26 protein-coding genes are annotated in these 26,833 nt (G+C 68.4%); 11 read left to right on the forward strand and 15 right to left on the reverse strand.

The features are described from left to right. Window positions 1-4 precede the first annotated feature (4 nt). The 9 genes from nuoF to nuoN are packed head-to-tail and all read left to right on the forward strand — an operon-like array spanning window position 5 to window position 11,763. Entirely contained in the window at window positions 5-1,285 is a 1,281-nt protein-coding gene (gene nuoF / locus A4R43_RS33525) for an NADH-quinone oxidoreductase subunit NuoF (protein WP_113695749.1), read from the forward strand. Further along, window positions 1,282-3,744, forward strand: coding sequence for an NADH-quinone oxidoreductase subunit G (locus A4R43_RS33530; RefSeq protein WP_113695750.1), 2,463 nt, complete (start codon window positions 1,282-1,284; stop codon window positions 3,742-3,744). The genes nuoF and A4R43_RS33530 overlap by 4 nt, the downstream gene beginning before the upstream one ends. Window positions 3,745-3,755: 11 nt before the next feature. Beyond that, window positions 3,756-5,072: an NADH-quinone oxidoreductase subunit NuoH gene (gene nuoH / locus A4R43_RS33535; RefSeq protein WP_113698059.1), complete on the forward strand. Its 1,317-nt coding sequence runs from the start codon at window positions 3,756-3,758 to the stop codon at window positions 5,070-5,072. Beyond that, entirely contained in the window at window positions 5,059-5,586 is a 528-nt protein-coding gene (gene nuoI / locus A4R43_RS33540) for an NADH-quinone oxidoreductase subunit NuoI (protein WP_113695751.1), read from the forward strand. The genes nuoH and nuoI overlap by 14 nt, the downstream gene beginning before the upstream one ends. Beyond that, complete coding sequence (locus A4R43_RS33545; RefSeq protein WP_113695752.1) at window positions 5,583-6,446, forward strand: NADH-quinone oxidoreductase subunit J; 864 nt, start codon at window positions 5,583-5,585, stop codon at window positions 6,444-6,446. Before nuoI ends, A4R43_RS33545 begins: the two co-directional genes overlap by 4 nt. Continuing rightward, window positions 6,443-6,742: an NADH-quinone oxidoreductase subunit NuoK gene (gene nuoK, locus A4R43_RS33550; protein ID WP_113695753.1), complete on the forward strand. Its 300-nt coding sequence runs from the start codon at window positions 6,443-6,445 to the stop codon at window positions 6,740-6,742. The genes A4R43_RS33545 and nuoK overlap by 4 nt, the downstream gene beginning before the upstream one ends. A gap of 10 nt (window positions 6,743-6,752) precedes the next feature. Further along, window positions 6,753-8,648: an NADH-quinone oxidoreductase subunit L gene (gene nuoL, locus A4R43_RS33555; protein ID WP_113695754.1), complete on the forward strand. Its 1,896-nt coding sequence runs from the start codon at window positions 6,753-6,755 to the stop codon at window positions 8,646-8,648. Then, window positions 8,645-10,195: an NADH-quinone oxidoreductase subunit M gene (locus A4R43_RS33560; RefSeq protein ID WP_113695755.1), complete on the forward strand. Its 1,551-nt coding sequence runs from the start codon at window positions 8,645-8,647 to the stop codon at window positions 10,193-10,195. The genes nuoL and A4R43_RS33560 overlap by 4 nt, the downstream gene beginning before the upstream one ends. Continuing rightward, complete coding sequence (gene nuoN / locus A4R43_RS33565) at window positions 10,195-11,763, forward strand: NADH-quinone oxidoreductase subunit NuoN (protein ID WP_113695756.1); 1,569 nt, start codon at window positions 10,195-10,197, stop codon at window positions 11,761-11,763. Before A4R43_RS33560 ends, nuoN begins: the two co-directional genes overlap by 1 nt. Window positions 11,764-11,825: 62 nt before the next feature. Here the strand turns inward: nuoN and A4R43_RS33570 are convergent, their stop codons facing one another. The 15 genes from A4R43_RS33570 to A4R43_RS33640 all read right to left on the reverse strand — a co-directional run bounded on the left by A4R43_RS33570 (window position 11,826) and on the right by A4R43_RS33640 (window position 24,076). Beyond that, entirely contained in the window at window positions 11,826-12,734 is a 909-nt protein-coding gene (locus tag A4R43_RS33570; protein ID WP_113695757.1) for a DUF6346 domain-containing protein, read from the reverse strand. Next, window positions 12,731-13,777 carry a hypothetical protein gene (locus A4R43_RS33575; protein WP_113695758.1) on the reverse strand — a complete coding sequence of 349 codons (1,047 nt, stop codon included), beginning with the start codon at window positions 13,775-13,777 and terminating at the stop codon, window positions 12,731-12,733. Before A4R43_RS33575 ends, A4R43_RS33570 begins: the two co-directional genes overlap by 4 nt. A gap of 52 nt (window positions 13,778-13,829) precedes the next feature. Then, window positions 13,830-14,819, reverse strand: coding sequence for a DUF6346 domain-containing protein (locus tag A4R43_RS33580; RefSeq protein WP_113695759.1), 990 nt, complete (start codon window positions 14,817-14,819; stop codon window positions 13,830-13,832). Next, window positions 14,816-16,063 carry a hypothetical protein gene (locus tag A4R43_RS33585; protein WP_113695760.1) on the reverse strand — a complete coding sequence of 416 codons (1,248 nt, stop codon included), beginning with the start codon at window positions 16,061-16,063 and terminating at the stop codon, window positions 14,816-14,818. The genes A4R43_RS33580 and A4R43_RS33585 overlap by 4 nt, the downstream gene beginning before the upstream one ends. Further along, on the reverse strand, window positions 16,056-17,096 hold the full coding sequence (locus A4R43_RS33590; protein WP_113695761.1) for a WXG100 family type VII secretion target: 1,041 nt from the start codon (window positions 17,094-17,096) through the stop codon (window positions 16,056-16,058). Before A4R43_RS33590 ends, A4R43_RS33585 begins: the two co-directional genes overlap by 8 nt. Beyond that, window positions 17,096-17,419, reverse strand: a complete 324-nt coding sequence (locus A4R43_RS33595) for a hypothetical protein (protein WP_113695762.1) — start codon at window positions 17,417-17,419, stop codon at window positions 17,096-17,098. Before A4R43_RS33595 ends, A4R43_RS33590 begins: the two co-directional genes overlap by 1 nt. Continuing rightward, the gene (locus A4R43_RS33600; RefSeq protein WP_113695763.1) at window positions 17,416-17,862 is read right to left on the reverse strand and encodes a YbaB/EbfC family nucleoid-associated protein; all 447 of its coding nucleotides are present in this window, start codon (window positions 17,860-17,862) and stop codon (window positions 17,416-17,418) included. The genes A4R43_RS33595 and A4R43_RS33600 overlap by 4 nt, the downstream gene beginning before the upstream one ends. Then, a complete protein-coding gene (locus A4R43_RS33605) occupies window positions 17,859-18,872 on the reverse strand; it encodes a DUF6346 domain-containing protein (protein WP_113695764.1) in 1,014 nt (337 codons plus the stop codon). The genes A4R43_RS33600 and A4R43_RS33605 overlap by 4 nt, the downstream gene beginning before the upstream one ends. Before the next feature lie 3 nt (window positions 18,873-18,875). After that, window positions 18,876-20,024: a hypothetical protein gene (locus tag A4R43_RS33610; RefSeq protein WP_113695765.1), complete on the reverse strand. Its 1,149-nt coding sequence runs from the start codon at window positions 20,022-20,024 to the stop codon at window positions 18,876-18,878. Further along, a complete protein-coding gene (locus A4R43_RS33615; RefSeq protein ID WP_113695766.1) occupies window positions 20,021-20,332 on the reverse strand; it encodes a type VII secretion target in 312 nt (103 codons plus the stop codon). The genes A4R43_RS33610 and A4R43_RS33615 overlap by 4 nt, the downstream gene beginning before the upstream one ends. Continuing rightward, window positions 20,329-20,892 carry a YbaB/EbfC family nucleoid-associated protein gene (locus tag A4R43_RS33620; protein WP_113695767.1) on the reverse strand — a complete coding sequence of 188 codons (564 nt, stop codon included), beginning with the start codon at window positions 20,890-20,892 and terminating at the stop codon, window positions 20,329-20,331. Before A4R43_RS33620 ends, A4R43_RS33615 begins: the two co-directional genes overlap by 4 nt. 66 nt (window positions 20,893-20,958) lie before the next feature. Continuing rightward, window positions 20,959-21,711 carry an ESX secretion-associated protein EspG gene (locus A4R43_RS33625; RefSeq protein WP_257791781.1) on the reverse strand — a complete coding sequence of 251 codons (753 nt, stop codon included), beginning with the start codon at window positions 21,709-21,711 and terminating at the stop codon, window positions 20,959-20,961. Window positions 21,712-21,713: 2 nt separating this feature from the next. Beyond that, window positions 21,714-23,006 carry a PPE domain-containing protein gene (locus A4R43_RS33630; RefSeq protein ID WP_236808443.1) on the reverse strand — a complete coding sequence of 431 codons (1,293 nt, stop codon included), beginning with the start codon at window positions 23,004-23,006 and terminating at the stop codon, window positions 21,714-21,716. After that, complete coding sequence (locus A4R43_RS33635) at window positions 23,006-23,641, reverse strand: DUF3558 domain-containing protein (RefSeq protein WP_113695769.1); 636 nt, start codon at window positions 23,639-23,641, stop codon at window positions 23,006-23,008. Before A4R43_RS33635 ends, A4R43_RS33630 begins: the two co-directional genes overlap by 1 nt. Then, complete coding sequence (locus tag A4R43_RS33640) at window positions 23,642-24,076, reverse strand: PE domain-containing protein (RefSeq protein WP_162788679.1); 435 nt, start codon at window positions 24,074-24,076, stop codon at window positions 23,642-23,644. 265 nt (window positions 24,077-24,341) lie between these two features. On the opposite strand from A4R43_RS33640, the gene A4R43_RS33645 reads away from it, so the two are divergent. Next, the gene (locus tag A4R43_RS33645) at window positions 24,342-25,340 is read left to right on the forward strand and encodes a polyprenyl synthetase family protein (protein WP_113695771.1); all 999 of its coding nucleotides are present in this window, start codon (window positions 24,342-24,344) and stop codon (window positions 25,338-25,340) included. An 82-nt stretch (window positions 25,341-25,422) separates the two neighbouring features. Further along, window positions 25,423-26,829: a sunset domain-containing protein gene (locus A4R43_RS33650; protein WP_113695772.1), complete on the forward strand. Its 1,407-nt coding sequence runs from the start codon at window positions 25,423-25,425 to the stop codon at window positions 26,827-26,829. The last annotated feature ends 4 nt before the right edge of the window (window positions 26,830-26,833 follow it).

Consider the following 26,833-nt stretch of genomic DNA (forward strand, 5'->3'; position numbering starts at 1 on the left):
GCCGATGGCTGACCCCATTACCCCGGTCCTCACCAAGCGCTGGCTTTCGCCGGAATCCTGGCGGCTGGCCACCTACGAACGCCTCGAGGGCTACACCGCGCTGCGCAAGGCGCTGGCCGGTACCCCGGAGCAGCTGGTCACGCTGATCAAGAACGCGGGCCTGCGCGGCCGCGGCGGTGCGGGCTTCCCGGCCGGTGTGAAGTGGTCGTTCATGCCGCCCAACGAGGACAAGCCGCACTACCTGGTGATCAACGCCGACGAGGGCGAGCCGGGGACCTGCAAGGACATCCCGCTGATGATGGCGGACCCGCACTCGCTGATCGAGGGCTGCGTGATCGCCTCGTACGCGATGCGCTCGCACCACTGCTTCATCTACGTCCGCGGTGAGGCGCTGCACTGCATCCGCCGCCTCAACGCGGCCGTGCGCGAGGCATACGAAGCCGGCTACCTCGGCAAGAACATCGTCGGCAGCGGGTTCGATCTCGACATCACCGTGCACGCGGGCGCCGGTGCCTACATCTGCGGTGAGGAAACCGCGCTGCTCGACTCGCTGGAGGGCCGTCGTGGCCAGCCGCGGCTCAAGCCGCCGTTCCCCGCGGCCGCCGGCCTCTACGCCGCCCCGACCACGGTGAACAACGTGGAGACCATCGCCAGCGCGCCCTACATCGTCAACGCCGGTGCCGACTGGTTCCGCAAGATGGGCAGCGAGAAGTCACCCGGCCCGAAGATCTACTCGATCTCCGGGCACGTGACCAATCCCGGGCAGTACGAGTGTCCACTCGGGACGACGCTGCGCCAGCTGCTGGACATGGCGGGTGGCATGAAGGACGGCATCCCGCTGAAGTTCTGGACCCCGGGTGGCTCGTCCACGCCGATGTTCACCGCGGAGCACCTGGACACCCCGCTGGACTTCGAAGGCGCCGCCGAGGCGGGCTCGATGCTCGGCACCACCGCGGTGATGGTGTTCAACGAGACGGTTTCCGTGCCGTGGGCGGTGATGAAGTGGACGCAGTTCTACGAGCACGAGTCGTGCGGCAAGTGCACGCCGTGCCGCGAGGGCACCTACTGGCTGGCGCAGATCCTCGAGCGCATGGTCGAGGGCCGGGGCACCGAGGCCGACATCGACACCCTGCTCGACGTCTGCGACAACATCCTCGGCCGCTCGTTCTGCGCGCTCGGTGACGGCGCGGTCAGCCCGATCACCAGCGGTATCAAGTACTTCCGGGACGAGTTCCTGGCACTGTGTGAGAGCAACAAGCGCGAGCTGGTGGGAGCGCAGGCATGACCATCGCACCCGACAAGCCTTCGACCGAGGAAACCCCGGTCCCCGAAGGCCACGTCAAGCTGATCATGGACGGCGAGGAGGTCATCGCGCCGAAGGGTGAGCTGCTGATCCGCACCGCGGAGCGGCTCGGCACGGTGATCCCGCGCTTCTGCGACCACCCGCTGCTCGACCCGGCAGGCGCCTGCCGCCAGTGCCTGGTCGAGGTGGAGATGAACGGCCGCCCGATGCCGAAGCCGCAGGCCTCGTGCACGATGACGGTGGCCGACGGCATGGTGGTCAAGACCCAGCTGACCTCGCCGGTGGCGGACAAGGCGCAGCAGGGCGTGATGGAGCTGCTGCTGATCAACCACCCGCTGGACTGCCCGATCTGCGACAAGGGCGGTGAGTGCCCGCTGCAGAACCAGGCGCTGGCGCACGGCCGCGCGGACTCGCGGTTCGTGGACCGCAAGCGGACCTTCCCGAAGCCGCTGCCGATCTCCAGCCAGGTGCTGCTCGACCGCGAGCGCTGCGTGCTCTGCCAGCGCTGCACCCGGTTCTCCGCGCAGATCGCCGGTGACCCGTTCATCGAGCTGCTCGAACGCGGGGCGCACCAGCAGATCGGCACCGCGGAGACGGCCGACGTGCTGGACATGGCTTCGCGCACCACCAGCGGTCAGCCGTTCCAGAGCTACTTCTCCGGCAACACCATCCAGATCTGCCCGGTGGGCGCGCTGACCAGCGCGGCGTACCGGTTCCGGTCGCGGCCGTTCGACCTGGTGTCCTCGCCGAGCGTGTGCGAGCACTGCTCGTCGGGCTGCGCCGAGCGCACCGACTTCCGGCGCGGCAAGGTGATGCGCAAGCTCGCCGGGGACGACCCGCAGGTCAACGAGGAGTGGATCTGCGACAAGGGCCGGTTCGCCTTCCGCTACACCACCGCCGAGGACAGGCTGCGCCGCCCGATGGTGCGTGACCCGGAATCCGGTGAGCTGAAGGAAGCCTCCTGGACCGACGCGCTGCGCGTGGCCGCCGAAGGCCTGGCCAAGGCCCGCGACGGCAAGGGCGCGGCCGTGCTGCCCGGCGGCAGGCTGACCGTCGAGGACGCCTACGCGTACTCGAAGTTCGCCCGGATCGCCTTGCGCACCAACGACATCGACTACCGCGCGCGGGCGCACTCGGCAGAGGAACTGGACTTCCTCACCGCGCACGTGGTCGGCACCACCCCCGAGACCGGGGTGACCTTCTCGGCCATCGAGAACGCGCCGACCGTGCTCTGCGTGGCCTTCGAGCCCGAGGAAGAGGCGCCGATCGTCTTCCTGCGGCTGCGCAAGGCCGCGCGCACGAAGCAGGCCAAGATCGTCCACTTGGGACAGTGGACCACCTCGTCGGTGCGCAAGACCTTCGGTGAGCTGCTCGCCTGCGTGCCCGGCGGGGAGGCGGCCGCGATCGACGCGCTCGCCCAGCACGCGCCGGACCTCGACGAGGCGCTGGCCGCGGGCGGGGTGGTGCTCGTCGGCGAACGCGCCGCCGAGGTGCCCGGCCTGTTCTCCGCGCTGCTGCGGCTGACCGCCCGCACCGGGGCCCGGCTGGCGTGGATCCCGCGCCGCGCCGGTGAACGCGGGGCGGTCGAGGTCGGTGCGCTGCCGACCCTGCTGCCCGGCGGCCGCTCGGTCACCAGCATCGAGGACCGCGTCGAGGTGGCCAGGGCGTGGGGCGTGGACGGCCTGCCCGGCGAGCCCGGCCGCGACCTGACCGGCATTCTCGAGGCGGCTTCCGGCGGTCAGCTCGACGGCCTGCTCGTCGGCGGGGTGGACCCGGACGACCTGCCCGACCCGGACCTGGCGCGGCGCGCGCTGGCCAACGCGGGCTTCGTGGTCAGCCTGGAACTGCGCGCGAGCGCGGTCACCGAGCACGCCGACGTGGTGCTGCCGATCGCCCCGGCGGTCGAGAAGTCCGGCTCCTACCTCAACTGGGAGGGCCGCCGCCGCGAGTTCGCGGTCACCCTCGAAGGCACCGGCGCGCTGCCCGACTGCCGCGTGCTGGACACGCTCGCCGTCGAGATGGACGCCGACCTGTTCACCCAGACCCCGGCCGCCGCCGCGGGCGACCTGGCCCGGCTGGCCACCCGCCGCGGTGGCCAGGCCCCCGAGGTCCCGGCGGCGTCCGCGCCCAAGCCGGGCGCGGGCCAGGCGGTGCTGGCGACCTGGCGGCAGCTGCTCGACGAGGGCTCGCTGCAGGACGGTGAACCGCACCTGGCCGGCACCGCCCGCCCGGTGGTGGCCCGGCTGTCCGCGGCCACCGCGAACGGCATGGAGACGGTGACCGTGTCGACCGAGCGCGGCGCCATCACGCTGCCGGTCGAAGTGGCCGACCTGCCCGACGGCGTGGTCTGGCTGCCGGGCAACTCCGAAGGCTCCCGGGTCCGCGCCGCGCTCGCGGCCGGGCACGGCTCGGTGGTCTCGATCGCTGGAGGTGCGCGGTGACCCCGTTCCTGATGCAGGCCCAGGAAATGACCAGGGCCGAGATCCTCGCCGACGACCCGTGGTGGCTGGTGCTGATCAAGGCCGTGGTCATCCTGCTGATCGGCCCGATCCTGACGATTTTCCTGATCGTCTGGGAGCGCAAGGCGGTCGGCCGGATGCAGAACCGGCCCGGCCCCAACCGGGTCGGCCCCGGCGGGTACCTGCAGTCGCTCGCGGACGCGCTGAAGCTGCCGTTCAAGGAACAGGTCATCCCGGACACCGCCGACCGCAAGGTCTACTTCCTGGCGCCGGTGCTGTCCGCGGTGCCCGCGCTGGTCGGGCTCTCGGCGATCCCGTTCGGCCCGGAGGTTTCGATCTTCGGTGAGCGGACCCTGCTGCAGCTGGTCGACCTGCCGGTCGGCGTGCTGGTGATCCTCGCCTGCTCCTCGATCGGCGTGTACGGCATCGTGCTGGCCGGCTGGTCGTCCGGTTCGCCGTACCCGCTGCTCGGTGGGCTGCGCTCGGCGGCGCAGGTGATCTCCTACGAGATCGCGATGGGCCTGTCGATCGTCGGCGTGATCCTGTACGCGCAGTCGATGTCCACCAGCGACATCGTCGCCTCGCAGCAGTCGGGCTGGTACTTCTACCTGCTGCTGCCGAGCTTCGTGATCTACCTGATCTCCATGGTCGGCGAGACCAACCGCGCGCCGTTCGACCTGCCGGAGGCCGAATCCGAGCTGGTCGGCGGCTTCCACACCGAGTACAGCTCGATGAAGTTCGCCATGTTCTTCCTCGCCGAGTACGTGAACATGGTGATCGTCTCGGCGTTCGCCACCACGTTGTTCCTCGGCGGCTGGATGTTCCCGTTCGTCGGCGCCGACCACGCGCTGAACAGCGGCTGGCTGCCGGTCATCTGGTTCATGGCCAAGATGTTCGTGCTGCTGTTCGGCTTCATCTGGCTGCGCGGCACGCTGCCCCGGTACCGCTACGACCAGTTCATGCGCTTGGGCTGGAAGGTGCTGGTCCCGCTGAACCTGGTGTGGATCGTCATGATCGCCACCATCCGGGCCATCCGCGGCACCGACGAGGTGCCGCTGGGGGTGTGGATCGCGGTCGGCGCGGTGGTGCTCCTGGTGCTGGTCGTGATCGCGTTCATGGTGCCGGAGAAGCAGTTGCGCGACGCCGACAGCGTGCCGGTCACCGGCAGCGACTACCCGCTGCCCCCGCTCGACCTCAAGGTCCCCGAGACCACCCCGCGCCAACGGGCGCTCAAGGCCAAGGCACGGGTGTCGAAGAAGCAGCCCGCCGCGGTCTCCGCCGGAAGGGAGAACACCGATGGGGATGTTTGATCCCATCAAGGGCTTCGGCGTCACCTTCTCGATGATGTTCAAGAAGGTGGCCACCGAGGAGTACCCGGAGGCCGGGGCGCCGGCGGCGCCGCGCTACCACGGGCGCCACCAGCTCAACCGGCACCCGGACGGGCTGGAGAAGTGCGTCGGCTGCGAGCTGTGCGCCTGGGCCTGCCCGGCCGACGCGATCTTCGTCGAGGGTGGTGACAACACCGAGGAGGAGCGCTACTCGCCCGGCGAGCGGTACGGCGCGGACTACCAGATCAACTACCTGCGCTGCATCGGCTGCGGCCTGTGCGTCGAGGCCTGCCCGACCCGGTCCCTGACGATGATCAACTTCTACGAGCTGGCCGACGACGACCGCCAGCGGCTGATCTACACCAAGGAGGACCTGCTCGCCCCGCTGCTGCCCGGCATGGAGCAGCCGCCGCACCCGATGCGGCTCGGTGAGAACGAGCAGGACTACTACGTGAACGGGCCGCAGCTGGCTCGTGAGCAAGGGAGCGCGTCATGATCACCGCGCTGCTCGCGCAGGCTCCGCTGCCCGAGGCGGTGCCGGTGACCACCGGCGAGACCATCGCCTTCTGGGTGCTGGCCCCGCTCGCGGTGGCCGGTGCGCTCGGCATGATCTTCGCCCGCAACGCGGTGCACTCCGCGCTGTGGCTGGTGCTGACCATGCTCTCGCTCGGCGTGCTCTACATGGTCCAGCAGGCGCCGTTCCTCGGCTTCACCCAGATCATCGTCTACACCGGCGCGATCATGATGCTGTTCCTGTTCGTGCTGATGCTGGTCGGCCGCGACTCCTCGGACTCGGTGGTGGAGGTGCTGCGCGGGCAGCGGCTCGCCGCCGCGCTGCTCGGCATCGGCATGGCCGGGCTGTTCGCCGCCGCGCTGGCCCGGTCGCTGGCCGACGTCACCCCGGCTCCGCTGGTCGACCCGGCCAGCCCGCAGGGCGGTGCGGCGGGCGGTCTCGGCCGCAAGATCTTCACCGAGTACCTCTTCCCGTTCGAGCTGACCTCGGCGCTGCTGATCACCGCGGCGATGGGCGCGATGGTGCTGGCCTTCTCCGACCGGCACGGCAAGGGCGGCAAGAAGTCGCAGAAGGAACTGGTGGTGGCCCGCTTCCGCGGTGAGCACGCCCGGCCTTCGCCGCTGCCCGGCCCCGGGGTGTTCGCCACCGCCAACTCGGTGGCCACCCCCGCGCTGCTGCCGGACGGTTCGGTGGCGCCCGAGTCGCTGTCGGAGATCATCGAGTCCACCACCGCCTCGCACTTCGAGAGCGAGCGCAAGCAGGTCGCCGGCGACGAGCCCGGCCCCGACGCGCACGCACTGGTCGGTGGCAAGGAAGAAAAGGACGAAGGCGAAGCGAAATGACGCCGACGAACTACCTCCTGCTCTCCGCGCTGCTGTTCTCCATCGGTGCGGTCGGGGTGCTGGTGCGCCGCAACGCGATCGTGGTGTTCATGTGCATCGAGCTGATGCTCAACGCGGTGAACCTCACGCTGGTCACCTTCGCCAGGATCAACGGCAATCTCGACGGCCAGGTGATGGCGTTCTTCGTGATGGTCGTGGCCGCCGCCGAAGTGGTGGTCGGGCTGGCGATCATCATGTCGATCTTCCGCACCCGCCGGTCGGCCTCGGTCGACGACACGAACCTGCTGAAGTACTAGGGGTCATAGAGTGATCGCATCATCGTGGCTGCTGGTCGCCTTCCCGGCGCTCGGCGCGCTGATCCTGCTGGTCGGGGGCAAGCGCACCGACGCGTGGGGGCACCTGCTCGGTACGGCCACCGTCGCACTGTCCTTTGTGTACGGTCTGGTGCTGTTCTTCGCGAACAGCTTCGACACGCCCAGCGACGTCAAGCTGTTCTCGTGGATCCCGGTCAACGAGCTGCAGGTGGACTTCGGGCTGCGGATGGATCCGCTGTCGATGACCTTCGTGCTGCTGATCACCGGGGTGGGCATGCTGATCCACTTCTACTCGGTGGGTTACATGCACGACGACCGCGGCAGGCGGCGGTTCTTCGGTTACCTGAACCTGTTCGTCGCCTCGATGCTGATCCTGGTGCTGGGCAACAGCTTCGTCACGCTGTACCTCGGCTGGGAGGGCGTCGGCCTCGCCTCGTACCTGCTGATCGGCTGGTACCAGGACCGCCCGTCCGCGGCCACCGCGGCGAAGAAGGCGTTCCTGATGAACCGCGTCGGTGACGTCGGGCTGGCGCTGGCGATCTTCCTGATGTTCAAGTACGTCGGCAGCACCGGTTACGCCGAGGTCTTCGCCGCGGTGGACCAGATCCCGCCGGGCGTGGTCACCGCGATCGCGATCCTGCTGCTGCTCGGGGCGTGCGGCAAGTCCGGTCAGTTCCCGCTCCAGGCGTGGCTGCCGGACGCGATGGAGGGCCCGACCCCGGTTTCCGCGCTGATCCACGCCGCGACGATGGTCACCGCGGGCGTCTACCTGGTCGCCCGCTCCGGCGAGATCTTCAACGCCACCGAGTCCGGGCGGCTGGTGGTCACCCTGGTCGGCGTGGTCACGCTCCTGATCGGGTGCGTCATCGGCTGCGCGTACGACGACATCAAGAAGGTGCTCGCCTACTCCACGGTGAGCCAGATCGGCTACATGATGCTGGCGGTCGGGCTCGGCCCGTTCGGTTACGCGCTGGGCATCATGCACCTGCTCACCCACGGTTTCTTCAAGGCGGGGCTCTTCCTCGGCGCCGGTTCGGTCATGCACGGCATGAACGACGAGGTGGACATGCGGAAGTTCGGCGGGCTGTGGCGCAAGATGCCGATCACCTTCGCCACCTTCGGCCTCGGTTACCTCGCGTTGATCGGCTTCCCGTTCCTGTCGGGCTTCTACTCGAAGGACGCGATCATCGAAGCGGCCTTCGGCGCGCCCGGCTGGCAGGGCTGGGTCTTCGGTGGCGCGGCCGCCTTCGGCGCGGCGCTCACCGCGTTCTACATGACCCGACTGGTGATGCTCACCTTCTTCGGCAAGCAGCGCTGGAAGGAGATCAAGTCCAGCGATGGCCGCGACTTCCACCCGCACGAGTCCCCACCGGTGATGACCGTGCCGATGATCATCCTGGCGGTCGGCTCGGTGGCCGCGGGCTTCCTGTTCACCACCGGCGACGCGCTGGTCGAATGGCTCACGCCGGCGCTGGGTGAGCTGCGGGAGGCCGAGCACACCGCGCTGCCGCACGGCCTCATCCCGTTCCTGGTGGTCGGCCTGTCCGCGCTCGGCGCGCTGGCCGCCTACCTGATCTTCCGCCGCGACACCCCGGTCGAGCGGCCGGAGCGGGTCTCCTTCCCGGTCCGCGCGGCCCGCAAGGACCTGTACGGCAACGCGCTGAACGAGACGCTGGTCGCCCGGCCGGGCATCTGGCTCACCCGGTTCGCCGTGTTCCTGGACAACCGGGGTGTGGACGGCGCGGTCAACGGCCTGGCCGCGAGCCTGGGCGGCGGCTCCGGTCGCCTGCGCCGGCTGCAGACCGGATTCGTCCGCTCCTACGCGCTGTCCATGCTCGGCGGTTCGTTCGTCGTCATCGCCGCGCTCCTGCTGGTGAGGTTCTCATGACCCTGTTGCTAGTCCTCATCCTGCTGCCGCTGGCCGGGGCGATCGCGGTCACCGCGCTGCGCTCGAACGACCGGGTCGCCACGCTCACCGCGCTCGGCGTCTCGGTGGTCGAGCTGCTGCTGATCATCCCGCTGTGGCTCGGTTACGAGCCGCGCGGCGAGCGCATCCAGCAGGCGTCCTCGATGGACTGGATCCCGAACTTCGGCATCCACATCTCCTTCGGCATGGACGGCATCGCGCTGGTGATGATCGCGGTGATCGCGTTGCTGGTGCCGCTGATCATCGGCGGCACCGCGGCCATCGACAAGCTGCCGAAGGGGCGCAGCGCGGGTGGCTACTTCGCGCTGATCCTGGTGCAGCAGTCGCTGACCATCGCGGTCTTCGCGGCCACCGACGTGTTCCTGTTCTACGTGCTGTTCGAGATCATGCTGATCCCGATGTACTTCCTGATCGGCGGCTACGGCGGCCCGAACCGGCAGTACGCGGCGGTCAAGTTCTTCCTGTACTCGTTCCTCGGCGGCCTGATCATGCTGGCCTCGGCGATCGGCGCCTACTCGATGGCGTCGGACGAACTGGGCCAGGGCACCTTCGACTGGGCCACGCTGGTCTCGGTGGTGCGGGACGCGCCGACCGGTACGCAGATCTGGCTGTTCCTCGGCTTCTTCCTGGCCTTCGCGATCAAGGCGCCGCTGGTGCCGCTGCACACCTGGCTGCCGGACGCGGCCGGGCAGGCGCCGATCGGCGTGGCCGTGCTGCTGGTCGGCGTGCTGGACAAGGTCGGCACGTTCGGCTTCCTGCGCTACTGCATCCCGATGTTCCCCGACGCCAGCCAGGCGCTCGCGCCGCTGGTGCTCACCCTGGCCGTGGCCGGTGTGGTCTACGGCTCGATGCTGGCCGCCGGGCAGTCGGACATGAAGCGGTTCATCGCCTACGTGTCCATCGCCCACTTCGGCTTCATCGCGCTGGGCATCTTCGCCTTCACCGAGCAGGCCCAGGTCGGCTCGGTGTCGTACATGCTCAACCACAGCCTGGCCACCGGCATGCTGATCCTGGTGATCGGCATGGTGATCGCCCGCGGCGGGTCCACCCGGATCGCCGACTACGGCGGCATGGCCAAGGTGACCCCGGTGCTCGGCGGGCTGTTCTTCATCGCCGGTCTGTCCACCCTGTCCCTGCCGGGGACGAACTCGTTCATCAGCGAGTTCCTGGTGCTGCTGGGGTCCTTCGACACCCGGCCGGTGTTCACCATCGTGGCCACGCTGGGCCTGGTGCTCGCCGCGGCCTACGTGCTCTGGCTGTACCAGCGGATCTTCCAGGGGCCGGTGCGGGGTGACGCGCTGATCGGCGCCGGTGGTGGTCCCGGCACGGCGGTGGCGCCGGAGATCGGTGCTCGCAAGTCCATTCGCGACCTGTCCAAAGTGGAGATCGGCGTGCTGGCGCCGATGGTGGTGCTGATCATCGGGCTGGGCTTCTACCCGAAGCCGGTCCTGGACACGATTACTCCTTCGGTGGAAGCCACGATGTCCGCCGTGCAGGAAGGCAACTGATGCTCGAGGTATTCCTGGCCCAGGATCCGGGCAAGATCTCCGCGCCGGCGATCGACTACGCGGCGATCCTGCCGATCCTGATCATTCTCGGTGCGGCGTGCGTCGGCGTACTGTTCGAGGCGTTCCTGATCAAGCACCAGCGGTGGTGGGCGCAGGTCACGCTGTCGCTGCTCGCCATCGTGGCGGCCGGTCTCGCGCTGGTGCTCTACGTGGCCGATTCGCCGGAGCGCGGGGTCACCACGCTGAGCGGGTCGCTCTCGGTGGACAAGCCCGCGTTGTTCCTGTGGGGCACGCTGCTGGCGCTGGCGATCGGCGCGGTGCTGCTGATCGGTGACCGGTCGGTGGAGCCGGGCGGCGCGTTCGTCGCGCAGGCGGCGATCCGGCCGGGCACCTTCCAGGACCGCGCGCAGGTCGGCTCCACCGGCATGCAGACCGAGGTCTTCCCGCTGACGCTCTTCGCGCTCGGCGGCATGATGGTCTTCACCGCGGCGAACGACCTGCTCACCATGTTCATCGCGCTCGAGGTGCTTTCGCTGCCGCTGTACCTGATGTGCGGCCTCGCCCGCCGTCGCCGCCTGATCTCGCAGGAGGCGGCGGTCAAGTACTTCCTGCTGGGCGCGTTTTCCAGCGCGTTCTTCCTGTACGGGCTGGCGCTGCTGTACGGCTACGCGAACTCGGTGAAGCTGGCCGACATCGCGAACGCCACCGCGGGCACCAACCGCTCGGACACGCTGCTGTTCGCCGGTCTCGGCCTGCTCATGGTCGGCTTGCTGTTCAAGGGTTCGGTCGGCCCGTTCCACACCTGGACGCCGGACGTCTACCAGGGCGCGCCCACCCCGGTCACCGCCTTCATGGCGGCCTGCACCAAGGTCGCCGCGTTCGGGGCCATCCTGCGTGTGCTGACCGTCGGCTTCGAGTCGACCAGCTGGGAATGGCGCGGGGTGCTGTGGGGCGTGGCGATCGCGTCGATGGTGCTGGGCGCGGTGCTCGGCCTGACCCAGACCGACGTCAAGCGCATGATCGCCTACTCGTCCATCGCGCACGCCGGCTTCCTGCTGGTGGGCTCGATCGCGATGACCGAGCAGGGCCTGTCGGGCACGCTGTTCTACCTGCTGGCCTACGGTTTCACCACGCTCGCCGCGTTCGGTGTGGTCAGCCTGGTCCGCGACTCGAACGGCGAGGCCACGCACCTGTCGGCATGGGCTGGGCTGGCGAAGCGCTCGCCACTGCTGGCCGGCACGTTCACGTTCCTCTTGCTCGCGCTCGCCGGTATCCCGCTGACCAGCGGGTTCGTCGGCAAGTTCGTGGTGTTCGAGGCCGCGCTGACCGACGGCATGGCCCCGCTGGTGGTGATCGCCCTGGTCGCCAGCGCCGTGGCGGCGTTCTTCTACCTGCGCGTGGTGGTGCTGATGTACTTCTCGGAACCCTCGCCGGAAGGCCCGACGGTGACCGTGCCGGGCACCTTCACCACGGTGGCCATCACCCTCGGTGTGATCGTCACGCTGGTGCTGGGCATCCTGCCCGCCTTCGCCCTCGACTGGGCAGGCGCCGGCGGCTTCGCCAGCTGAACCAGTATTCGAAAGTGGGGCGCTGCTTACGGGCAGCGCCCCACTTCCGCGTTCAGGGGCTTTTATCGAAGCCAGTGGTACCCGAACCGGCAGCCGCCCTCGATACCCATTGCGCCCCAATGCTTGTTCAGCTCGGGCGTGTGCCGCGCCCGGTCGCGCGGCACGGTGTGGAGGTCCATCACCAGTGCCACCGGATCGCCGTGCTCGCCGGGTGCGTGGAGCGCGGTCAACCGGACCGGCTCGATGTCGGTCCGGCGCAGCGACCAGACGGGCTGGTTGTTGCGCCTGCCGTTGATGGCCACCTCGGTGAGGTGGACCTGGTAGCCGCGGCGCAGCGAAACCTCCGCCGTGGTCAGGTCGGCGGCGTACGGCCGGGTCACCAGCCTGCCTTCGCGCAGCAGCTTCGCGACGAACTTCTCGCCGACGACGGGGTTGGCCTTGATCCTGCGGGCCAGCCCGGGCACCATCCAGCTCGGCCACCGCCGCAGGCCCGCGTAGCAGAGCGCGAGCACGGGGAAGCCGATCGGGACGAGGACCCACACCTTGGCCCAGGTGAGTTCGCCCGTTTCGTGGTACCGGTGCAGGTCCTTGCCGATCTCTTCGACCGCCAGCGTCTTGCCGACGTCGGCCGGGGTGAAGACACTGCTCAGCGTCTCCCGCGACCGCGGCTCCAGCGTGTGCCCGGCGTAGCCGTAGTCGACCGAGCAAGCCCAGTGGAAGCCGAAGCCCGCGTGGCTGATCGGGCCGTACTCCGAGCATTCCTTGACGTACGCGACCGTGCCGGTCTCCTCCACGGTGTACGCGGCGCCGCGCTGGAGGTGGAGATCCACGGTGCCCAGCGTCAGGGTGAGGAAGAACAGGACCGGGAGCGCGAGCCAGGAGAGCACGAACCGCAGCCAGCCGGCGAGCCGCTCCCGCGGTGTCTGCAACGCCGCGAGCCGGTGCGCCACGGAGCTGGTCGTGGTCGTCACCGCTCCACGCCTTCGGGATGGGCTTCCTCGTACGCGCCGGGGTGGTAGCGCTCGATGAAGCCACGCAGCTCCTGGAGCGCGCCGGCGCTGAACGTGCGGTCGAGGCGGTAGGTGCCGTCCGGCCGCAGCCAGTGCTTGCGCATTTCGGGGTGCCGCTGGGCGAACCGGTTGTCGCCGGGCACGATGTCGACGAGGTACTCGTCGCCCTCCGCGCTCGCGCGGAAGGTGCCGATCTCCGCCCAGGTGAGCTCGAACCCGCTCGCCAGCGGGTCGCGGCTCCAGTTGTCGCCCAGGAACGAGTTCCAGCGCACGCCGACCGCGCTGACCAGGAAACCGGCGAACTTGAGCGGGTTCTGCACCGTGCTGGTGGTGCGCACCGAGCCACCGGCGGGAAGGTCCACTGTGTACAGGAAGTACGGCCCGAACGGCCGGTCGCCCCAGTAGCTCTCGGTGCCGGGCGGGATTGGCCGCGGAATGAGTTTCTGTTGCGGGCCACCCTTTTCCGCGGGCGGCAACGCGGTGGCCCGCACCGGGCCGTCGTAGTGGACGCGAGCCCGTTCCTGGACGGCGTACGCCTCGACCTCGGACAACTCGATCTCGGCGGTGTACACGTCACGCGCGCGCCTGCCCGCGCGGGCCTTGCGGAAGAACTCGGGCGGAACGGTCAACCGCAGTTCGTACCCGTAGGCCGGGTCCGTGAGGTATCGGGGCCGCAACCAGCGGCGCCGCAACTCGACCCGGCCGATCTCCGCCCACGGCAACGACCACCCACCGGTCGGGAGCCAAACCAGCCGGATGCCCGCTGCGTCCACGTGCAGTCGCCAGCCGCCGGTGCCGCGAACGAGCCCCACCACGATCCGGGCGGCGCACCCGACCGTCGCCAGGCCGAACAGGATCGCCCACTTCAGGAACTCGGTGCTCCCGGTGTTGACGATGTACACGTTCCAACCGGTGGCATACACCAACACAGCCAGCGCGATGTACCACCGCTTGAGCCGCCGCCGCACGCCGCGATCGACGACCGGTGCCCCGGCGTCACTCATCAAGTGAGCCGGAGAGTGCTGGTCAGGGCTCGTCACGGCGAACCTCCCCCGTTCAGCGGCTCGTTTCCTGACGGTTCGTGACCATCGAGTGGATCGCGGTGGCCTTTTCCTGGCTGAGGAAATACCCGATCCGGGCTCCGCCTTGGATTCCCCAGGTGCCCCAGTGTTCCTTGAGTCCCGGTTCACGGGAAGCCCATTCCCTGGGGATCGTGTAGATGTCCATGACACGGGCGATGGGGTGCTCGCCAGTCCAGTCGTCGGCCCGGTGGAACGCGGTCAGTTCCACCTTCTCGACCTGTGCCCACCGCACCGACCAGACGGGTGCGTCGTGGCGCTTGTCGGCGATCCCGGACTTGGTGAGATAGATCCGGTGGCCGTCTCGCCCGGCTATTTCCACCGAGGAGGCGGGCTTCGGCGCGCGTGCAGGGGCATAACGCCGCGCCACGAGACGCCCTTGACGCAGGAGTTGCTCGATGAACCGGTCACCCACGGCCGGATTGGCCCTGATCCGGGCGGTCAGGCTCCCCTTCGCCCAGTCCGGCCATCGTCGCTTCGACAACGCGTAGATGAGCACGAAGATGACCAAGGCCAGAGGGAACACCAGCAACACGTGAGCCCAAGGGTACGGGTTGTCGTGGTGGTGGCGGTAGAAGTGCTTGCCGCTCTTCTTGACCGCGAAGGTCATTCCGATGTCGGCCGGGGTGAAGACACTCCTCAAGGTTTCTTTCCTCTCGGGTCTCACCGCGAGGCCGGTTCGCTTGTAATCGATCGAACAACTCCAGTGATAGCCGAAGCCGGCGTGGCTGATCGGTCCGTACTCGGCGCATTCCCTGACGTAGGCGGTCTCGCCGGTTTCGTCCACTGTGTACTCGGCGCCGCGTTGCAGCTGGTCGTCGAGGTGGAACAGCGTCAGCGTGCCGAAGAAGAGGACCGGGATCGACAACCAGAACACGGCGCACTGGAGCCAGCCGACGAGCTTCTCCCGCGGGGTTTGCAACTGGGCGAGCAAGGACGCTTCGGGCTCGCCGGGTTTCCGCCTCATGACCGTCCACTTCCAGTCAGGTTGTGGTCCCGCAGCACTCCAGGCCGGCGCAGTCCGGCCGCACCCGCCAGGCGGCGCGCCGCCTTGGCCGCGAACTCGGTCTGCAACCGGTACGCCCCGGTGGCCGGCGGCACTGCCTCACCCAGCTGCAGGCCCGCCTCCCAGAGGCGTTGCATTTCCGGATGGCGCTTCGCGAACTCGTCGTCGCCGGGCACGATCTCCACCGTGCGCACGGTGGAGCCGTCCACGACGTGGGTGGTTACCTGGATGGCGCTCACCTCGGCCCAGCGGAGTTCGAACCGGTACGGGACCTGGGGCTCGCGGTACTTCGTCGGCTTGTAGTACTTCCAGAGCAGTCCGGTCGCGGTGATCCGCAACTCGGGAGCCCGCCTGCGCCGCGCGCGCCACTCGCTGTCCAGCAGGCTGACCCAGCCGGGGATGGTGACACCACCGATGACGACGCCCAAGAAGGTGAAGAAGAGCGCGGTGCTCTCGGCGATCTCCCGGAACGTCCCCATCGCGACCACCGCGGCGAGCGCGGTCCACCCCATGACGGTGGCGAACACCCGCTTGACCCGCGGGTTCGGCCTCGTCGCGTAGACCGTGCCGAGCGGCGTCGACAGGCCCGCCGGGAAGACGACAACCTGGCGGCGGTCCGGGGCCTCGGCAGGTGGCGGCGGGACGGCCCTGACCACCTCGCCGCGGACGGTGGGCGGGACCTGGCTGGCGACGACCGGGACCCCGAGCCGATCGCGGGCGAACTCCTGGATCCGCCACGCCTCCGCCTCGGTGAACCGGTCCGGGGTGGTCTGCACCAAGCCGCGGGTGGTGCTGGTCAGCCCGGGCTGCTTTCCCGGTTCGGCCCCGGGGTGGAGCCTGATCCTGAGTTCGTACGCGTAGACCGGAAGATCGTGGTGGTCGTCGGCCTGCCTGCTCCGGCGCAGGACCAGGCGTTCGATGTCGGCCAGGGCGATCCGCCACCCGGAACCGTCGGACGCGCGGAGTTCGACGGCCTGGTCGCCGAGCAGGAGAGTGCGTTTCCGGGTCTTGCGGTTGAGCATCCAGCCGAGCAGCAGCAGGCCGAGAATGGCGAGGAAACCGCCCAGGTACATGCTGTCGTGGCCGAGGTCGTCCCTGATCGTGAGAACGCCGAGCCAGCCGCCGACAACCGTCAGCGCGACAGCCGCGGCCCATCGGCGCCGAGTGAACTTCTCGGTTTTGCCGATGACCAGCCGCTCAGTCAATTCTCCCCGTCCAGGTCTGGGTGGTCTCCGGATTGCTCACCGGGAACACCCTGGTCATCTTCTCGTCGTGCTCGCGCTTTTCCAGCGTTTCCCCGGACGCCGCCTGGTCGTTGTGCTCGGTGCTGCCGGTGATCCCGGCGGTGATGCCCTTGCCCTGCTCGCCGAAGACCTTCTTGCCGCTTTCCTTGAAGCCTTCGAGGCCGACCCGCTCAGCGAGTTTCCTGCCGCCGAAGATGTCGCCGCTTTCGGCGGCGAAGGTCTTCCCCGCCTCCCGCATGCGGAGGCCGATTTGGGTGAGCTGGTCCACGAACCGCTGCCACACCCGCATGAGCTTCTGCAGCAGGCTGACGCCCTCCTGGGTCTTGGACACGACCACGGGCATGCCTTCGGCAGCCAGCGCCGCGGGGTAGGCGGGCGGAGGAGTCCTGGCGAAGATGTAGATCAACTTGGCGCAGACGTCCGTGATCAGGTCGCGGATCAGGTTCCGCACCACGCCGAGCACCGTTTTTGCCACGTCGATCAGGCCGGCGCCCGATTTCGCGTCGTCGGAGAGCTGAACCAGGGCGTCCAGCCGGCGCTGGATGTACTCGCGGTAGCGGTCGACGGAGGCTCCGCTCCAGGTCGCGCAGTCCTCCCGCACGGTCTTGTTGAGTTCTTCGGCGGTGGTCTGCACCTGCTTGCTGACCTGCGACCAGGTCTGGATGGTCAGATCGAGCTCGTCCTGGTTCCCGGTGAGCTGGTCCAGCCAGTCCTTCATCGGGGAGAGGTGCTCGATGACCCAGCCGAGGCCCATGCTGATCAGGACCTCGGCCGGGTTGTCCCCACTCGCCTTCTTCACGCTGAAGTCCAGGCCGGCCGCGGCCAGGCTGAGCAGCCCTTCGGTCCAGTCACCCTTGATCAGCTGCTCAACGCCGCCGACCGTGTCCTGGAGCAGGCCTGAGCCCTGCAGCGCGCTCTTGACCGGGGTTTTGCCCGCCTCGGTTTCCGCCTTGGCGGCGGTGATGATCGAGTTTTCTCCCTGCGGCTGCCCCATCACTCGCCTGCCTTCTTGAGCAGTGCGCCGATGCTGTCTTCGTCGACGCGCTTGACCTCGGCCCACTTGCGAACCAGGTCGACGTGGTGCTGGCTGGATTCGGTGGCGGCCTGCAGGGTGGCACGGAGCTCTTCCAAGGAGCTGTTGCAGCACGAGGCCACCAGTGCGCCGAGCTTGCCGAACGCTTCTTCGCCCATGCGCTGGTTGGCGGCGTCCAGCGCGGTGTCCAGCTGGGCCTGCACCTCGCCCACTCGCCTGGCGTGGGCGTCGATCTCGTCCGGGTCGGCGTTGAAGCCCTGGTCCCCGCCCACCGGGCCGCTCATCGGCGGTCGCCTTCGTCGGTGAGGAAGTCGTTGCCGGAGAAGTAGTCGTCGTCGGGGGCGGTGCCGTAGCCGCCTCCGCCTTCGATGTAGTCGTCGGGTTCTGGTTCGGGGTAGGCGGCGTTGAGTTGTTCGATCAGTTCGGCCATGGTTTCGGTGCCTGCGATCGAGGGGACGCCGCCTTGCATTGCTTCGGCGAGTTTGCTTTGCGCGGTTTGCATGGTGCGCATGATCTGCTGGTCGAGGTCGGCCTTGGTGCGGGCGATGGGGCCGATTTCCAGGCCGGTGAGGTTGCCGGCGTGGTTGACGGTGACCTTGATCTGTCCGTCCTTGCTGCGTTCGCTGACCGAGATCTGCTCGATTTCCGCGCGCATCTGTTCGGCTTTGCGCTGGGTTTCGGCGAGTTTGGCTTCGAAGTCAGCGAAGAGCTGGTCAGGGCTCGTCACGGGCGAACCTCCCCCTGTTGCTTCTTCGCGTTGATGGCCGTGTAGGCCGCGACGGTGGTGTTGATGGCCAGCGCCTTCTCCCGGCTGAGGAAGTACTCGAACCGCGCGCCGCCCTGGATTCCCATTGCGCCCCAGTGCTTCTTGAGCCCCGGTTCGACCGAAGCCCACTCCCTGGGAATGGTGTAGATGTCTATGACCCTGGCGATGGGGTACTCGCCGTCCTTGTCGTCGGGCCGGTAGAACGCGGTCAGCTCGACCTTCTCGAGCTGCACCCACTTCAGCGTCCAGGTGTGCACTTTCTTTCTGTACTTCGCCGAATGGTAATGCGTGATCCCGATCTTGCCGAACTTGACGGAGTTCCCGTGCTGCCGGTTCAGTTCCACGGTCGCGGCCGCTTCGGGGTAGTAGCCGGGGTTGTAGGGCCGAGCTTCGAGTCGTCCTTGACGCATCAGCTTTTCGACGAACTTGCGTCCGACGTGAGGGTTCAACTTGATGCCCAGCGCTAGGCTGCCCACCGCCCAGCGCATGAGTCCCCAATACTGACCGGTGGCGATCAAGGCCACTATCGCGAACGGGAACACGCTATGAAGAGACGCCCAGTTGAACCGGTCCACCTCGTGATAGCGCTCGAGGAACTTGCCGATCTTCTTGACCGCGAAGGTCTTTCCGATGTCGGCCGGGGTGAAGATGCTGCTCCTGGTTTTTTGACTGAAAGGCTTCAGTTTTCCACCCGGGGCACCGTAGTCGACCGAACACTCCCAATGGAAACCGAAGCCGGCGTGGCTGAACGGCCCGTACTGGTTGCATTCCTTGACGTAGGCGACGCGGTCGGTTTCCTCGACGGTGTAAGCAGCGCCGCGCTTGTTCAGCTGGTCGGCGTGCATGACGGTCAAGCCAAGGAAGAAAATTCCCGGAATCGACAGCCAGAACACCACGAACCGGAGCAGACCGCCGAGCTTCTCCAGCAGGGTCTGCTCTTGGGCCAGTCTCCTCAGTACCGAGACGTGCATGGCTCAGTCGATCGATCCGCTGATCGTGTTGTCACCCTTGGTCTGGAACGGCATGACCGGTTGCGCCGCCGCGGGTTCTTCGGGCACGTCGTACTCGGGCCGGGTGTCGTAGATGTGGGTCTTCTGCTGGTCGCTCTGCTGCTTGGCGTCCGACTCACTCCAGCGAGCCTGCTTGTCTGCTTCGGTTCTGCCTTCCGAAGTTTGGCTCTTTACGTAGTTGCCGCCAGCGCTTTTGGTTGCTTCCTTGCCGATTTCCGTCCCCACGCGTTTGGGCAGGTTCAGCAGTTGCTCGTTGAAGGCCTGGGTGGTCGCGTTCTTGAGCACGCTGCCGTACGCGCCGCCCTCCTTGCCCAGGTTCGTCATCAGCCTGCCGAGCCCGCCGAGCCGGCCCATCAGGTCGGAAAGCAGCTTCTGCAGGTTCTGGAACGCTTTGACCAGGCGCTGGGTCCACGACATGGCCTTCGTCGACTGCTGCGCGACGGTCGGCGCCACCTCGGTGGCGACCGCGACGGCATACCCCGGCGGCGGGGTGCGGCAAAGGATCATCATCACCTTGGCCGCGGTGTCGGCGAGGATGCCGCGGATGATGTCGCGGACCACCTTCAGGATCGACTTGCTGATCTCCACCGCGGTGGCCACGGTGCGGGCCGAGTCGGAAAGGGCACGCAGGATGTCGACGCGCTGCTGCGCGTACTTCCGGTACTGCTCCGCGGCGACGCCCCACCAGGTGGCGCTGTCCTCCATCACCTTGGCGGTGAAGTGCTCGGCGGCCGCCTGCACCCCGTCGGAAACCTTGCTCCACGCGTTCACGGCCAGGCTCAGCTGGTCCTGGTTGCCGACGAACCAGTCGAGCAGGTCCTTCAACGGCGACAGGTGCTCGATGACCCAGCCGAATCCCATGCTGAGCAGCGACTCGACGGGGTTTTTGAGGTAGCCCGCACCATCGACGACGGCGCCGACCGCGACGTCGAGCAGGCCCTCGGTCCACTCCCCGTTCGTGCATTTTGTGTAGCCGTCGGCGATGTCCTGGATCAGGCCCGCGCCCTCGAAATCAGGCGCGCCGTCCCATAACCGGGTCTTGTTCTTCTCGATGTCCTCCTGGGCTCCGGCGAGAAGATCCTTCTGGGTCATCGGCTGGTGCTCTTCGGTCACTTCCGCTCCTCGATGGTGGCGAAGAGCGCCTTGATCGACTCCTCGTTGTCATCGGTGCGCTCGGCCCAGGTCTGCACCTTCTGCAGGTGATCGTTGGTGGTGTCCGCCGCGGTACGCAGCTGGGTCGTCGTCTCGTCGATGAAGTTGGCGCAGATCATCGCGAGCGGCCGGCCGATCATGCCGAAGGCGTCCGGGTCGGTCACCTGGGTGACCGCGCCGAGTGCGGCTGACAGCTCGTGCTGCAGGTTCTGGATGTTCTTGGCGTGGTGCCGCAGCTCCTCCGGGTCGGCTTCGATGTCCCGGCTCATCGGCGGTCGCCTTCGTCGGTGAGGAAGTCGTTGCCGGAGAAGTAGTCGTCGTCGTGGGGGTCTTCGGTGGAGCGGGCGGGGCGGGGTCGTCGTTCTGGTGTGGGGGCCGGGGGTGGTGGCGGGGGTGCTGGGGTGTCGGTTTCGGCGATGAAGCGGTGGTCGTCGTCGGCTGGGGTGGTGCCGTAGCCGCCTCCGCCTTCGATGTAGTCGTCGGGTTCTGGTTCGGGGTAGGCGGCGTTGAGTTGTTCGATCAGTTCGGCCATGGTTTCGGTGCCTGCGATCGAGGGGACGCCGCCTTGCATTGCTTCGGCGAGTTTGCTTTGCGCGGTTTGCATGGTGCGCATGATCTGCTGGTCGAGGTCGGCCTTGGTGCGGGCGATGGGGCCGATTTCCAGGCCGGTGAGGTTGCCGGCGTGGTTGACGGTGACCTTGATCTGTCCGTCCTTGCTGCGTTCGCTGACCGAGATCTGCTCGATTTCCGCGCGCATCTGTTCGGCTTTGCGCTGCGTTTCGGCGAGTTTGGCTTCGAAGTCAGCGAAGAGCTGGTCAGGGCTCGTCACGCGCGAACCTCCCCTGTTCACGTCCGTAGTCATCCGGAGGCCGAGTGTGGCACACCGGGGTGTGGCTCAGTGCGCGCTTGCGCCCAACGAGGCGACCTTTTCGCTCAGCCGGGAACGGTCACCGGGCAGCACGACGATGTGCTCGTTGCCGCGCGGGCCGCCGCTGGCCAGGCCGACGCGACCGGCGTCGAGGTCGAGATAGCTGAGCCCGGACGGTGCCTGGTGCCGATCACCGCGGTAGTCCCGCCTCGCCGCGTGCAGCAGACCGGAACCGTAGTGCGGCACGGAGAAGATTTCGTCCAGCTCCTTGGCTTCCGGGCTTCGCGAACGCTTCTCGTCGTAGATCCCCTGAACGCCGTTGGCCTCCGCCATTTCGTGCCTGGGCACGGTGAACGGCGTGAAACTGGCGGCGGGAAAGCTAGGCAGGTGGTCCACCAGCAGCGTCGCCGCGTCCTTGCCGCGGTACGGCTTGAGCCACACCCGCTCGTCCTGGTGCACCGCCACCACGGCGGTCCGGTCGTGGCCGGCGACGAGGATTTCGTAGCTTTCGTCCCGGGTGCGGACGTGCGCGAAATACTCGATCGGCGGGCGGTTGAGCAGGTGCAGCGTGTCCTCGAAATCGCCGGTGAGGCGGTTGCCCGCGGCGAATCCGAGGTCACGCAGCTCGTCCATCGCGGCCTTTTCCAGCCCGGTTGACGCGGACGGCGGAATGTAGCGTTCGCCACCCGCGAAAACCAGGTGCGGGTGGTCGTAGCCGGTCCACCGCATGGCGGTGAGCAAGGTGTTCAGCGATATTTCGGTGCGGTGCCCGATAACCACGATCAGTCGGGCTTTCTCGTCTCACCGATGACCGGCGGCACCGGCTTCTCCCGATCGCCGCCGAACAGCACGTCCGGGTCGGGGCCGAGCAGGTAGTCGGGGCGCTGGTGCTCCTTGTCCTCCTCGCCGCGGTTGGCGCCGGGCGCGGCACCGCCCATCGGTGCGCCGCCGGGGGCGCCGGGCCGTCCGGTGGCACCGGCCGCACCACCGCGCGCGGCGACGCCCTCGACGGGCATGCCGCCGCCGACCATCCGGCCAGGTCCGGCCGGGTTGCCTGGCACCGCAGGGCGTCCGGGGCCGCCGGCCACCGGCCCGGGTGCGCCGGGTTTGCCGGGCTGTCCACCCGTGCCTACGCCCGGTTGGCCACCGGGGCCGATGCGACCGGTACCGCCGCCGACGCGGCCGGTGCCACCCGGTTGCCCGTTCGCGCCAGGGCCGAAGTTCGTGTTGAACGCGCCGACCGGCGTGGGCACGCCGGGATTGGTCGGCCCGCTCGGCGGCAGGTACGGCGTCGTGGGCGGCATCTTGGGCGTGGTGGGCGGGTTGTAGGCGGCCGCCTTTGTGTTGTCGGTGGGATTCGGCGCGGGCGGCGTGCCCTGGGCGGGCACGTTGGGCTGGCCGGCGTTCGGCTGACTGCCGTTCGGCTGGCCCGTGTTCGGCTGCCCGCCACCGATCGGGTGCGGCTGACCGCCGCCGACTCCGCCGGTCGGGCCGTTCGGCTGGCCACCCCCGGGAGGCGCGTTCTTTTCGCCTCCGGCTTCGGCCAGCGACACGGACGCGCCGGGATCGACCAGCGGGGTGAAGGAACTCGGCATGGTGTCGCCGTTGCCCATGCTCGTCGCGTGGTAACCGGCGAAGGCGTCGATGTTCTGCTGGCTTTTCGCCTGCCAATCACCGACTTTGTCGTTGTAGCTGTTCCAGTTGCCGGTGGTGATCGCCTCGAAAACATCGGCCGAGGTCAGCTCGGGCTTGTTCGGCGGCACGGGCACCACGCTGTTCTTCACCGTGCCGAAGGCGGACGTCTGGTCCTCCAGCGCGGAGCCAGCCTTGGCGAGCAAACTCGCGTCCTCGAGGGAGGCCTTCGCCAGCGGCAGGGCGGCGTTGGCCGCGTTGTTCCCGGCTTCCCCGGTCCAGCCCGCCTGGATCTTGGACGCCAGATTCGCGATCTGCTGCGCCCGCTCGGACAGGTTCGACGTCAGGCTGACCGAACTCTCCTGGGCCGCCACCAGCCAGTTCGTGCCCGGGCCGCCGTTGATCTGTTCGTAGATCTGAGAGGCGTTAAGAGGGCCGTTCATCAGTTACCCCCTTGGAGATTGCCAACAACCATGTCCAGCACATCATGCGTGGCCTCACACGGGTCCTTCTTGCCGATGTTCTTGTCCGAAAGGGTGACGGTGGCGTCCATGGTCGACCTGTCCGTGATGCCGATCGAAACACCGCAACGTCCCTGCGTTTTCGTGTCGTCGACCTGGCCCCAGGCCACCGCCGGAAGGCCCCGCACCGGTGGCATCTCCTTGAAGAACTGGAACTGCTGGCCCTTGCCCCGGTACAGCGCGGTGAGCCCGAGGTCGTTCACCGTCGGGAAGCCGACCGCGATGAAGGCGCCTTCCGAGCCGTAGCTGTGCCACGAGCACGCCGGTCCGGTGACGTTCTCTTCCTTTTCGGTGGTGTCCGAGCCCAGCAGTTCGGTGACCTGAGCGTCGGTGAGGGCCGTGCACGGGCGCTGGACGAGGTCGCCGACTTCGAGCGGGTTGTCCACCTTCGGTGCCCCGTAGGCGGGGACGTCCGATTCGCCCGCGGACGGTGAGGGTTCACTCGCGCTCGCGGCGGGCAGCGCGGGCGTGCCCGGCACGTCCTTGCCTTCGCAGCCGCTGGCCAGCAACAACAGGCCTGCTGCCAACGGCAGCACGCGCTTGACTGGTCGACGCATCTAGAGCGAGCCTCCTTGCTTGCCGATCTCGGCCCCCGCGTCCGCTTCGGCCTCGGCGTAGTGGCCGGCGGCGGCGCGGAACTTCTTGGCTTGGGCGTGGCAGTAGTCGATCCGCTCTTGCAACGTGGACCGCAGTGTTTGCCCCGACTGGCGGACGAGCTGGGCGTTGTCGCCCGACGCGTACTCGGCACCTGGCCCCTCGACCGTGCAGAGCTGGTCGGCGTAGCGGATGTCCCGCTCGTAGCCCGCCGCGAGGTCGTCCCATTCTCGGGCGATGGAGATGAGTTCGTCCGGTTCGAACGAGTAGCCGCCTGCTGGTGCGGCGGCGGCTTCGCCTGCCGCGGCCGCCCAGGCGCTTATCTCGTCCAGCCAGCTGCCACCGCCGCCCCCGCGCGGAGGCGGGGTGTACTGCGGTGACTGGTCGGGCGTGGTCAAAGGTCCCCTCCCCAAGGGCCGTTTGCTCCGGCGACAGCGCGTCGTCACGGAGGCACACGCAGTTCGCTACGCACCGAAGCTAGCACGCCACCCACCCCCTTGTTCAACGTTCACTCGGACCCGCGTCACCCGTGGTTTGTCGTGTTCGTCACCTGTGGCGAGTAGCAGGAGCCCACCGGCGGTAGCAGCACAGCCATTAGGCTTGGGTGAACCCGTGACCCAGTGCTGAGAGGGCGGAGCCGAAGTGGCAGTGCGTGATGGCGCTATGGAGGACTTGCGCGCGGCCGTCGGCCTGCAGATCGCCGACGAGCAACTCCTGCGCGACCTGGCCGGCGGCCTGAGTGACGTGGAGGCGCTCCTGCGCGAAACCGTGCGCAGCGACGTGAAGGCGGTCAACGACGCCGCATCGCACCTGGTGGAGGCCGGTGGCAAACGCTTCCGCCCGCTCTTCACGCTGCTCGCCTCGCAGTTCGGCACCGGTGGCCGGGACGCGGTGGTGACCGCGGCGGCCGCGGTCGAGCTGGTGCACCTGGCGACGCTGTACCACGACGACGTGATGGACGAGGCGACCATGCGCCGCGGCGCGCAGAGCGTGAACGCCCGCTGGGACAACACGATCGCCATCCTCACCGGCGACTTCCTCTTCGCGCACGCCTCCCGGCTGGTCGCCGACCTCGGCACCGACGCCGCCCGGATCATCGCGGAGACCTTCGGCGAGCTGGTCACCGGCCAGATGCGGGAAACCGTCGGCCCGCTCGACGGGGAGGACCCGGTCCAGCACTACCTGTCGGTGATCGCGCAGAAGACCGGTTCGCTGATCGCCACCGCCGGTCGCTTCGGCGGCATGCTGTCGAACGCGCCCGCCGAGCACATCGACGCGCTCCGCCGTTTCGGCGACATCATCGGCACCTCGTTCCAGATCTCCGACGACGTCATCGACATCGCCTCGGCCTCCGAGCAGTCGGGCAAGTCGCCGGGCACCGACCTGCGCGAGGGCGTGCGCACGCTGCCGATGCTGTACGCGCTGGCCGACCCGGCGACCGACCCTCGACTGGTTGAACTGCTCTCCGGGCCGATCACCGAAGACCACCTGGTAGACGAGGCGCTGGGCTTGCTGCGGGCTTCTTCCGGACTCGATCGGGCGAAGGACACCCTGGCCGACTACGCTCAGCGCGCACGGGTCGAACTGGCCGCGCTGCCCGCGTCACCGGCGCGGGATGCCTGTGAGTCGGTCGCCGACTACCTGGTGGCGCGGACCGGCTGAGGGGTCCCCCGAAAGGGGCGTAAGGAAGGCTGCCCGGTCCCGTCACCCCACGGAGGGGACCGGAAGGAGGGACGCGGCGGAGATGTCCATTTTCACGCAGGTCTGGTTGTGGAGCGTGGCGGCGTTCGCGATCGGAGTGCTGCTGACCGTTCTGCTGCTGGTTCTCCCCGCGCGCAAGCAGGTCAAGGAGCTGCAGCGGCGGCTGACCGCCGCGGAGGCGGCGCCGCGCGAGGGGACTCGCCAGTTCACGCCGGACGCGCCGCGGGCCGAGCCGACCCGGACCTTCGAGCCGCCGGCCGCCGCACCGACGGGGTATCTCCAGCCTGCCGCGGACGCTGAGCCGACCGGATACCGCCCAGCTGCGGCCGAGCCCGAGCCGACTGGCTATGGGCAGTCTGCTGGCCAGCGGGAGCCGACTGGTTATGGGCAGTCTGCTGGCCAGCGGGAGCCGACTGGTTATGGGCAGTCTGCTGGCCAGCGGGAGCCGACTGGTTATGGGCAGGCTGGCATCGACTCTGAGCCGACGGCTTATCGCCCGGCTGGTGTCGAGCCCGAGCCGATGGATTTTCGGCAGGCTGGTGCCGAGTCTGAGCCGACGGGCTATCGGCAGGCTGCTGTGGAGCCGGAGCCCGAGCCCACTGGGTTCCATCGGGCGCCAAGCGAGCCGGAGCCGTCAGCGACTGGGTACCAGTCCGCGTTCGAGGACGAGCCGGTGCGTGACGAGGAGCCGGTCACCGAGGCGTACCAGCCTGAGCCGATTCAGGCGGACATCGAGATCGGCAATCACTACGAAGCCGAGGAATCCCGGCCCGCTCACGCACGCGAAGACGACGAAGAAGACCAGCCCCACCATGAATCCGTGGAGCAGAGCTGGTTTTCCCGCGACCGCGACCGCGACCGCGACCGCGGCAAAGCCGAGGAAACCGCCTACTACAACGGAAGTGGCGTACTCGACGACGAACGTCCCGGCAGTCTCTTCACCCCGGCGCCCGTCGACGAAGAGCCGCCCGCCTACGCCTTCAGCGACGACGAGCCCGAACCGTCCCTTGAGGACGAACTGGCCGCCGAGCGCACCCAGGTGCTGCCCAAGCGCCAGCCCCGCCAGGCGCCGCCCGGGGGGTTCGATCCGCCGCAGCCGATCGAGCCGTCGGTCCGCCAGGTCGAGCGTCGTGAGCCCGCACTGGAGCAGAACAGCGGCTCACTCTTCGAACCGGCGGTGCCCGCGGGCGCCAACGGTGCCATTCCGGACGCCCCGCCCGCGCGCGAGTTCGCCCCCGACGTCTCGGTGCCGATCGGCCCGTTCGGACCCGGCTCGGCCATGCCGAAGCCGGGCGGTGGCCGCCCGTCCGAGGAGTTCACCGTCAAGGCCAGTGTGACCGCTTTGCGCTACTGCACCGAGGATTCACCGCAGTTCCCGCGCATGGTCGCCGAGGTCTGGTTCCGCAGCGCGACCGACGCCGAGCGGGTCGGCTTCCGCCCGCTCGGCTGAAAAA

The organism is Amycolatopsis albispora (genome assembly GCF_003312875.1).
GTDB lineage: Bacteria > Actinomycetota > Actinomycetes > Mycobacteriales > Pseudonocardiaceae > Amycolatopsis > Amycolatopsis albispora.